Origin of the sequence: Kitasatospora sp. NPDC048540 (assembly GCF_040651175.1) — a bacterium.
Lineage (GTDB): Bacteria > Actinomycetota > Actinomycetes > Streptomycetales > Streptomycetaceae > Kitasatospora.
In genome coordinates this window covers 21090-30060 of the sequence record NZ_JBEZIR010000112.1, presented here as the reverse complement: position 1 = coordinate 30060, position 8971 = coordinate 21090, and the positions used below count along the sequence as shown (strand labels likewise).

Sequence of the window (8971 nt, the reverse complement as noted above, 5' to 3'; positions counted from 1 at the left end):
AGACGATGCCGGAGCCGAGGCTGTCGCCGGCGGTGATCTGGACCACCGAGGGCAGGACGGTCGCGATCACCCGCTGGTAGTCGCTCTCCAGCTGGCTACTGGTGGATGGAGCAGCCGAAGACTGGACCGAGGAGCCGGAGGAACCCGGGGCGGATCCGGCGGGAGAAGGGGTCGAACCGCCGGAGCAGCCCGCCAGCGCCAGCACTGCCACCGCCAGCGACACGCCCTGAAAAATCTTGGTCGCGGACCTGTCGAGGCGGCAGGACGCCGGAACCGGCCCGATGGATGGCTTCCTGGAGTTCACTTGTCACGTCCTCCGGATCTTGCAGACAGGGCCGGCAGCCAGTTATGGATCATTTTGAGTCAATACATCCGTCACATGCAGTATGTCGGGTAATTGGATACTTTCCGGGCGGGCGCGCCATACAGCCGAGCCAGCGATGCCGTTCCCGCGGCCGTTGCATCCGGACAGCGGTTTCGCCCCGCTGGACGGATCCAACGGGGCGAAACAGCAGGCCGGACCGCAGCCGTGGTGCCGGGCCGCACGTGCTACCTGGTGAGGCCGGCGACCTTGGAGCAGACAGGCCAGGCGCCGGGGCCCTGGGAGGCGAGCACCTTCTCGGCAACGGCGATCTGCTGGGCCTTGGTGGCCAGATTCGCCTGCGGGGCATACGCGGTACCGCCGTAAGCGGCCCAGGTACTGGACGTGAACTGCAGACCGCCGCTGAAGAGCTTCCCGTGGATGGACCAGTCTCCAGAGGACTCGCACTGCGCCACCTTGTCCCACGTGGACAGGGATGCGGCCGACGCGGAGGTGGCCGTGACGAGGCCGGCCATCGGCAGGGCGATAAGAGCAGCACCTACGACCGCGACCCGCACACGCCGGGCCGGAGTCAGCTTGGCGGCGGCAAACGGCAGTCGGGAGATGAAAGACATGATGAAAACCTCAATATGAGTTGGGCTGGCCCGGCCGATTTCGCTCCACTGCGGAGACGATGAGCCACTGGGCACCTTTTCGAAATCTTTCCTGTCTCCACAGAACATCAGATCCCAGCCCCTCACCGTCCTCTGATCAGGCCCCCGCCAGGACTATTCAGCCGCCGCCGACAGGAGGCCCCGGCGACGGCTACCCGGCCCACCACCCCGGAGAAGTGAAAAACCGGGCGCACGAACACGGTTCAGATTGCATCCGGAATGGATTCCTTGACCACCGAGCCGAACCGCACGGAATATCCGCATTCGAGCGGAATAATTTTCTCGGTGAAATAACCTGGTACGGTTACAGCCGGTGCGTGGGCGGCCTCACCAGAGGATCTCGGCCTCGCCGAACTCGACGCTCCCGCGGCACACCGCAGATCCCCGACGCTCCTACGTGCTGCCCGATGCGAGGGGTTCATGGCGAACTCGCGCCCGGGGTGCCGGACGCCGCCCTGCGGTGTGTGGTCGTGTCAGCCCAACCAGTCGCTGGCGTCGTGGCAGTGGCTCGCCGCCTCGGGCCGGCCGCCATCCGCTTCGCCGTCGATCACGGCGGAGAGGGCCGCCGTGGCGGCGGCAGCGACGGAGAGCACGGTGTTCGAGGCCTCCATGGCACCGCGCCGGTCGCCGAGCATCCAGCACTGCCAGGCCCGAGCACCGAGATCGCGCAGCCTGGACAGATTGGCCGCAGCCGTTTCGAGAGGTGTGTCGTCGTGGGCAGACGTCATGTATTCGTACCGCTCTCGGGATGCTTCGTCCGGGTTCCATGCCAGGGTGGCGGGGATGATCTCGTGCATGTCAGCGATCGGGGCTGTCTGGGCGAACCCGCATGTCACGGCAGCTTCCCGGATACGACAGCCTCCCCTATGCGTAAATGGCTACCGTCCAGTCCGCACCCGCACCCGCACAGCGCTTGCTACAGTACCGGCGGACGGGCCGGTCCGCCGTCACGTCACCCGGTCAGCGGGCACCGATCACCGGCCTCGCGAGTGAGGGTGGGGAGATGAAACTCTTCGCGATCATCCTCATCAGCGGCGGCGTCAAAGCTGCCCGGGCCGCAGGACGGCGCCTTCTCCCCCCGTGCCGGACCTCGTCGCCGGCACTCCTTCGCTAATACTGCAATCACGGTTAGGGGATCTGTCCCCGGCTTCTGTAGTGACTGTGGCGTGCGCGGGTCTGGCTGTGGCGTCTCCACCACGGCCAGTGCAGATGATGCTTCGGCGCGAGGTTTTGCGGGGGTAGGAGGAAGCCATGAGCCGGCGGATGTCTGCGACGGACCGCATCGTCGTCGCACCTCTGCCCGGATCGCCAGCCCGGACCCTCGAACAGCTCCAAGCCCTTCCGCCCGAGTCCGCCGACTAGGGAGATCAGACCTGACAGTTATTCAGATCCCCGTGTCGTCGCCGATCAGCACTGCGTCCTTGTCCCCGATGCTCTCGACGATGAAGTCGCGGACGTCGTCACGCACCCCGTCGGCGTCCCAGTCCGCATCGCCCAGCAGGCGCTGCACCCCGATCGGATGTACCTCACCAGCGCGTTCCGCCAGCGACCAGCCGTCATTCCGCTCCAACGGCGCCATCAGCCCGGCCATGTACTCCAACGCCCGCCCACGTGGCTCCGACCGCGCGAGCCGCGACCCGAACCGCGCGTGCAAACCAGCCAACACCCCATGCCAGGAGTCAACCTGACCCACCCCGAGATCCACCGACACACGCCCACTCAACCACCACAAGCCCACCTGTAACTGTGATTGCAGTAGCTCTGACAGCCTTCCTTCAATGGCCCATGCAGTCCCCAGCGGCTCGACGCCGCCGACGCGAGCGGGCCGACGCACCGGGCGCGGCCTCGGCCAGAACCTACCTCAGCGCAGCAGCTCCCGTGCCCGTACACCGGTCAGGGGTTATGCCGCAGATACCGAGCGCTGATCACTTCGGGGCACCGGAACGCCGTCGCAATCCGAGGAAGGCCGCAATGGAGACCAGCGTCCCCGCCACCAAGGCCAGCACCACCAGGGGCAATGCCCCTGAGCCACCGGACTGGCTGCTCCCGTCGCCCGCTGATACAGCCCCTGAGGGCGTCGTCGTGGGGGTCACCGTGACGGTGGGCGTCACGGAGGGGGTGGCGGTGACAGTCGCGGTCACAGTTGTGGTGGCAGTTGCGGTAGCAGTACTCCTTGCCGACGACGACGAGGAGGAAGACGAGGAAGCCGAAGCACTCGTGCTCGATGAGGCGGACCCGCTCGAACCCGAAGAAGCCGAGCTCGACGAGCCGACGGAACTAGCCGCCACGGTGATCGAGGCATCCGACTGCGCTGTGCTGTCCGTATCGCAGTACACGCTGATGGTGTACGAGCCGACGGCCTGCGCACCAATGGTGGCGGTCCCGGAGTAAATCCCGGGCGAGCCGCCGGCACCGAGCGCGGCGGGAGCCGAGAACGCCGCAGACGAAGCCGGAGCTGACGAGCTGGTCGATGTGCAGCCGGTCGCGGTGACGGTGACTGTCTGGCCCGGGGTGAGGGCGCTCGGCGTCACCGTCACGGACGCAGCGACAGCATCGGTGACCGACAGACAGAGACCGGCACCGGCAATGGCAAGAATCTGGGCAATGTACAGAGGTCTCATGAGGGCTCTCTTCGTTCGGCCCGGGGTACTCGCCCACCGACGCCTGCGCAGCAGGGGAAGACGGAACGGCCTCCTCTATATCATGGAAGAACAGGATGCACGTGCCCGCATCCGCTGGCTCTACGGGGGCGGCAGCGTCATCGGCCCTGCCTTCACGGGGCAGAGAGACAGCCTGTTCCGCTCCAGCGAATCAGGGGTCCAGGAAGGCGGCACGCACGCGATTCATCCGTTCGGTTGAACCCTGCGCCTATTGCGGCATCAAGGCCGGGGCCGATTGGGGAGGAGCGGAGCCCGAAGGACTACGCAGCCACCGGCAGGTCAGCCCAGTGGGTGACATGTCCTGCCTGCGAGGTGACTCCGTGATCACTGGCCAGCGCCATGACGATGAGGCTGCCGCGGCCGTGCTCGTCGGGCGCACAGACCCAGTCCCCGGTCTGTACATCGAAATCCACTGCCAGCTCGGCGAATTCACGGCTCGTGTACTGACAGCCGCGATCCGAGTGAAAGATCACCGGACCGTCGGGACGGCGGGTCCGGCACGCAGCCTGTAGGGCGTCGGCAACCAGCCCTGTCCGCAGGTGGTCGGCGGTCGCCCAGCCGACGACGCGGCGGGAGGCGATGTCGATGACGGTGGCCAGGTGGAGCCGGCCCTCCTCGGTCTGCGTCACGGACGGCGCGGGGACCGGACTCGCCGTTGCGGCGGGCGTAGAAGGCGGCACGGGAGACCTTGAGCAGCTCACACGCCCGTTGACGCTGTGGCTCTCCTACTTCTCCGCCTCGATGAACGGGTGCACCGTCACCGGGTCTCCTTCGCGAAGAGAGCCGTGGCCCGCTTGAGAACCTCGACGTCCTCGCGCAGGCGGCGGTTCTCCCGCCGCAGTCGGGCCGGCTCCTGGCGCTCGTCCGGGGCCGAAGCCCCTGATCAGAGGTGTCCGTCGAAGCGGATCAAGCCCAGATCAAGCCCATTCCGCCAGGCAGACCGCCGGTGCGCAGCCTGGTGGCCCGACGGTGCGCATGCCAAGTGTGCCCTTCGCCGAGCACCCGCTGCCGCACCGTGGAACGGCCGGTCGACAGCGGGCGTCCGTTCCGGAGATGGCCGCCCCTGCACGGCCGGTCCACGCTCAGGCGTTCCGGGGTGGGGCGGCCGGGCCGAGTGCAGCGGATCGGGGCGGCGAAGCCCCGAGGTGCGGAGCCAATCGGGATCGCTTTAGCTGGAGTGGGTCCGGCCGACCGCCGAACCCGCTACTGAACAGAGCCCTGCCTGCCCCGCCTGTGATCGGTGTGGCAGAGCTCCTGGAGGTAGTCATGGAAATCCGTATGATCACCTGTGCCGTATTCCTGACTGCGGGCTGCGCCTTCACTGCTTTCACCGCGGGGTCCGCCGGATCGGGTGCAACGAGCGGTGCGTCGGCCGCCGCACTCGTCGAGTGTCCTTCGGCGAGTGAGGGGGAGGAGCCTCAGCACGACGCGATGCTACCGATCTCCTTCCGATTCGATGCGCCCGAGGACATGGCCTCCAGCTGCTCAGGCGAGTCACCCGGCCTGGGCCGGTATCCGTACGAGCCCGCAGCCGCGGTCGCTCCCGTGGCGGACAGCAACTCGGCATCGGCCAGCAGCGCCGGGTCATCCGGAACTAGCTCTTCCGTCTCTGTCAGCCCTTCAGCCTCCAATAGCAGCAGCTCCTCCGCGAGCGGCAGCCCTTCAGCCTCCAACAGCGGCAGCTCCTCCGCGAGCGGCAGCCCTTCAGCCTCCAACAGCGGCAGCTCCTCCGCGAGCGGCAGCGGCAGCTCCTCAGCGTCCACGTCACGCTCCGCCAGCGCCTCCGCCACCGTCACGACAACCGTGACGGCCACGACAACAGCCACGACAACGGCCACGGGCCCCACGACCACCGTCACTGCGACCACTGCCCCTGAGGCCAGCACTCCTGGCGCGGTCGCAGCCGGTGACGGCAGCACCGCAGCAGGAGGGGGCTCCCCCGAAACGGCCGGCCTGATCGCTGTGATGTGCGTGGCAGCCGGAGGCATCCTCTTCGTTCTGGGCCGTCGGCTCAGGCGTACCGGCACCCATCGCTGACCCATGCCATTGCGAGGGACAACCATGGTGATCTGGGCCGCCGCGGCCGCGCTGGCCTGCGCCGGCTATTTCCTGGGCATCCAGCTGACCAGCAGGTCGGTGGAGTACGAGCGCACCGAAGCCCCCCAACCGGCTCAGACCGGGCTGCCCTCGCTCTCCATCAGGTCAGGCGGTGAGACCCCTGCCGGAACACCGTCGCTGGATTCGGCGGATCCCGTACGGATCGACGTACCGAGTCTGGGCATCCACGCCACGCTCCTGTCCCTCGGGCTGGACGCCGACGGAGCCGTAGCCGTCCCTACCCCTTCCCAGGCCGCCCAGCCGGCCTGGTACAACGGAAGCTCCACGCCCGGCCAGGCGGGGCCGACCGTCATCGTCGGCCACGTCGACTCCCGCGAACTCCCGGGCCACAAAGCAGTGTTTTTCAGCCTTGGCGCCGCCAAGAAGGGGGACGAGGTCGACATCCTCCGGGAGGACGGCATCACAGTGGTCTACACCGTGGACACGGCGACTCTCCTCGACAAGGAGAACTTCCCGTCACGGGAGGTCTACGGGATGACCCCGGCCCCCACTCTCAGGCTGATCACCTGCGGAGGTGACTACCACGCCTCCGCAGGCGGATATTCGGCGAACGTCGTCGTCTTCGGCCACTATTCGGGGATCCGTCACGCAGGTTGAGCGACACCGGTTCCGGTACGCCGTTCCTCGCGCGGCGCTTCTACGGCGTCCCCGCCACGGCCCCCTTGGCCCGGCCGCTGCGAACGAACGCGAGAACCCCGGCCGTTCCCAGGCACGCCACGGCAGCGACCAGCAGAGGACCGGAGAGCACACCTGACGTGAGGACGGCCTTTCCCGCGAGACTCGAGTCCGTGAGCGCCGTTCCGACTCCCGCGCCGGTGACCATCGCGGTCAGGGTGACTCCGGACGCCTCGCCTGCCCGCTCCCGGCGGACGACGGACTGCGTGGCGATGGTGGTGAGGCAGTAGCCGAGCTGAAGCGCGGCACAACACACGCCGACCGCCACGATGTAGAACGGAAGACCGTGAGCACTCGCCACGGCGAGGAGGGCCGCCCCACCGATCGCCGTAGCGGCGGCCAGCACCCGCAGGGGGCTCCGCCGCCGCGAGAGCCTTCCCGCGACCGGTCCCATCAGGGCGATCGCTATGGCGGGCAGAAGGTAGGCGACCCCGGCCCCGACCGGGGACAGATGCCTCACCTGCTGCAGGTACAGGGCGGCAACGGCGAGACAGACCGCGATCGCCGCATTGGCGACCGTTCCCGTCGAGGTGATCATCACGTACTTCCGGTCACGGAACAGGCTGAGGTTGATCAACGGGTGCCTGACCCGTGACTCCACGACGACGAAGGCCACCAGAGCCAGCGCGCCGACCGCGAACAGGCCCAGCGTCCGGGCCGACACCCAACCCCACGCGTGGCTCCGGTCGACACCTCCGATGAGAGCAGCCACGGCGACCGTCACCAGAGCCACTCCGGGCCAGTCGACGACCGTCTGCTTCCTGCCCCTGTCCGACGTCGGGATCTTTCGTATCAGCAGCGCCGCCACCATCGCGAAAGGTACGTTGATCAGGAAGATCCAGCGCCATCCCGCCCACTCCGTCAGCGCGCCTCCGACGAACGGACCCGCGGCAGTGCCCACGCCGGCCACGGCGAATGCGAAGCCCATGGCTCGGCCACGCTGTGCGGCGGGGAAGACGTCGGTGAGCAGTGCGAGGCCGACCGGCATGATCATCGCCGCGCCGGCACCTTGGACCACGCGCAGTGCCACCAGAACTCCGGCGGACGAGACCAGTGCGCAGGCAAGGGAAGCGGCACCGAAGACGGTGACGCCGATCAGAAGGACGCGGCGGTGGCCCAGGAGATCGCCCAGCCGCCCGAACGCGATCATCAGCGCGCCTGCCGCAAGCAGGTATCCGCTGACCGCCCACTGCATGGCGGCCGGAGCGACATGCAGGTCGGCGGCCATGCTCGGCACGGCGAGGTTCAGGGTGAAGAGGTCCAACTGCACGCAGAACAGGGCCAAGGAGACCGCCCACAGAGCGAAACGGGTGGGACGGATTGCGGATGCAGACATCGTGAACCCCAGAGAAGCTGCCGTGGGCGGCGTATCGGCACAGGTGCACCGTCCGGGCTTCAGCCCGTGCCCATGCCTCGACCGTACGAAGGCGTGTCCGGGTACCGGGCCCACTGATCAGCCGACAGGGCGGGGGATCTCGTCGGCCACCGGTCCGGCATGTGCAGGTCAGCTGGGTCCCAGGAGTCGATCTCGACGAACGCCTGCCGGAGCAGCCGGTTGTGGACAACTGCCGTGAGTGTCACGGCAGGCCTTGACATCCAGGCCGCCACCACAGGTCGGGATTGATTTCGTTTGCCGACGATAGGACACTCAGGAAGGCCGTGGTCCAGGAGCCGGCCGGACGCCCGCGCAGCAGGCAAGGCCGACGAGGAGCATGGCCACGGGGAACACCAGGGCAGCCTGTGTGGCGGTGGTGGAGGTGCTTCCGAGCTGGGCCTGGAGGAGGCCGCCGGTGACGGCGCTGCCGATCGCACCGCCGAGCTGACGGGTGGTGTCGAAGACGCCTGATGCAGCACCGATCAGCGAGAGTTCGAGGCTCCGGGTCGCGATGCCGTCGAGCGGGGCGGAGAGCAGTCCGATACCGGTACCGGACCGAGCAGCGAAGGCATCAATGCCCACAGGCTGACGCCCGGATCCAGCTGCCGGGCGAGGGACCCGGTGCCCAGGATCAGCAGGGTGCACCCGAGGGCCGCGAGTGCGCGCGGGCTGGCGGTGTCGGACCGCTTCCCGGCGAGACGGGCGCACAGCGCGTACAGCGCCGCTTGGGGACTCGTGGACAGAGAGGAAGGGAGGGGGTGGCGGAGCAGGCGTCGCAGTTCGTCATGGCCCTGGATCAGCGTCCGGGGTCGAGTGCGCCGGTCGATGCTTCGGCTGGCGGCAGGACACCGGGTCGCTGGGGAACTGACTGGTCACCAGTAGGTCCTGTCGTGACGATCGGCAGACTACCGTCCCAAACGGTGCGAAAGGCGCCGCTCTTGGGGAGACGCTCCCGTCAACCGAAGAGATCGGTTCTGCGGATCGTGGTGATGTGAGAGCGCAGGCCGCCGCCGGTGGCCACTCTGCCTTCTGCCGGCCCGGCCTGGTCGGCCTGGTCGGCCGGTTGCTCGTCGGAGGGAGGAATCCACCGGGCTTGGACGGCTACCATGAACGCGCTCCACGCGGCAGTCGCCGTCCGGCCACTCGCGGTGACTCCCATAGCTGAGGA

The 8971-nt window shown here is 68.1% G+C and carries 8 protein-coding genes and 3 pseudogenes; 3 read left to right on the top strand and 8 right to left on the bottom strand.

The window, feature by feature from the left end; translation table 11 throughout:
* The 4 genes and pseudogenes from AB0D08_RS31575 to AB0D08_RS31560 form a co-directional block, all read right to left on the bottom strand.
* A pseudogene (locus AB0D08_RS31575) lies at positions 1–304 on the bottom strand (signal protein PDZ); the annotation flags it as partial.
* Positions 305–552: 248 nt separating this feature from the next.
* Positions 553–936: pseudogene (locus tag AB0D08_RS31570) on the bottom strand (transglycosylase family protein); the annotation flags it as partial.
* Between the two features lie 512 nt (positions 937–1448).
* A complete protein-coding gene (locus AB0D08_RS31565; protein WP_149038259.1) occupies positions 1449–1772 on the bottom strand; it encodes a hypothetical protein in 324 nt (107 codons plus the stop codon).
* A 593-nt stretch (positions 1773–2365) separates the two neighbouring features.
* Positions 2366–2641, bottom strand: a pseudogene (locus tag AB0D08_RS31560) (transposase); the annotation flags it as partial.
* Positions 2642–2946: 305 nt separating this feature from the next.
* Here AB0D08_RS31560 and AB0D08_RS31555 point away from each other — a divergent pair.
* Both AB0D08_RS31555 and AB0D08_RS31550 read left to right on the top strand, forming a co-directional pair.
* Positions 2947–3366, top strand: a complete 420-nt coding sequence (locus AB0D08_RS31555; protein WP_033821444.1) for a hypothetical protein — start codon at positions 2947–2949, stop codon at positions 3364–3366.
* 312 nt (positions 3367–3678) lie between these two features.
* Complete coding sequence (locus AB0D08_RS31550; RefSeq protein WP_158515537.1) at positions 3679–3834, top strand: hypothetical protein; 156 nt, start codon at positions 3679–3681, stop codon at positions 3832–3834.
* Positions 3835–3895: 61 nt separating this feature from the next.
* On the opposite strand, the gene AB0D08_RS31545 is transcribed toward AB0D08_RS31550, so the two are convergent.
* Positions 3896–4315 carry a DDE-type integrase/transposase/recombinase gene (locus AB0D08_RS31545; RefSeq protein ID WP_255369519.1) on the bottom strand — a complete coding sequence of 140 codons (420 nt, stop codon included), beginning with the start codon at positions 4313–4315 and terminating at the stop codon, positions 3896–3898.
* Between the two features lie 738 nt (positions 4316–5053).
* Positions 5054–5473 (bottom strand): hypothetical protein, encoded by a 420-nt coding sequence (locus tag AB0D08_RS31540; RefSeq protein ID WP_149038010.1) that lies wholly within the window; start codon positions 5471–5473, stop codon positions 5054–5056.
* A 223-nt stretch (positions 5474–5696) separates the two neighbouring features.
* Here AB0D08_RS31540 and AB0D08_RS31535 point away from each other — a divergent pair, with 223 nt between their 5' ends.
* Positions 5697–6350 carry a class F sortase gene (locus tag AB0D08_RS31535; protein WP_051811992.1) on the top strand — a complete coding sequence of 218 codons (654 nt, stop codon included), beginning with the start codon at positions 5697–5699 and terminating at the stop codon, positions 6348–6350.
* A 40-nt stretch (positions 6351–6390) separates the two neighbouring features.
* Here the strand turns inward: AB0D08_RS31535 and AB0D08_RS31530 are convergent, their stop codons facing one another.
* Complete coding sequence (locus AB0D08_RS31530) at positions 6391–7764, bottom strand: MFS transporter (RefSeq protein ID WP_051811993.1); 1374 nt, start codon at positions 7762–7764, stop codon at positions 6391–6393.
* Between the two features lie 312 nt (positions 7765–8076).
* The gene (locus AB0D08_RS31525) at positions 8077–8385 is read right to left on the bottom strand and encodes a hypothetical protein (protein WP_033819105.1); all 309 of its coding nucleotides are present in this window, start codon (positions 8383–8385) and stop codon (positions 8077–8079) included.
* Positions 8386–8971: the final 586 nt, after the last annotated feature.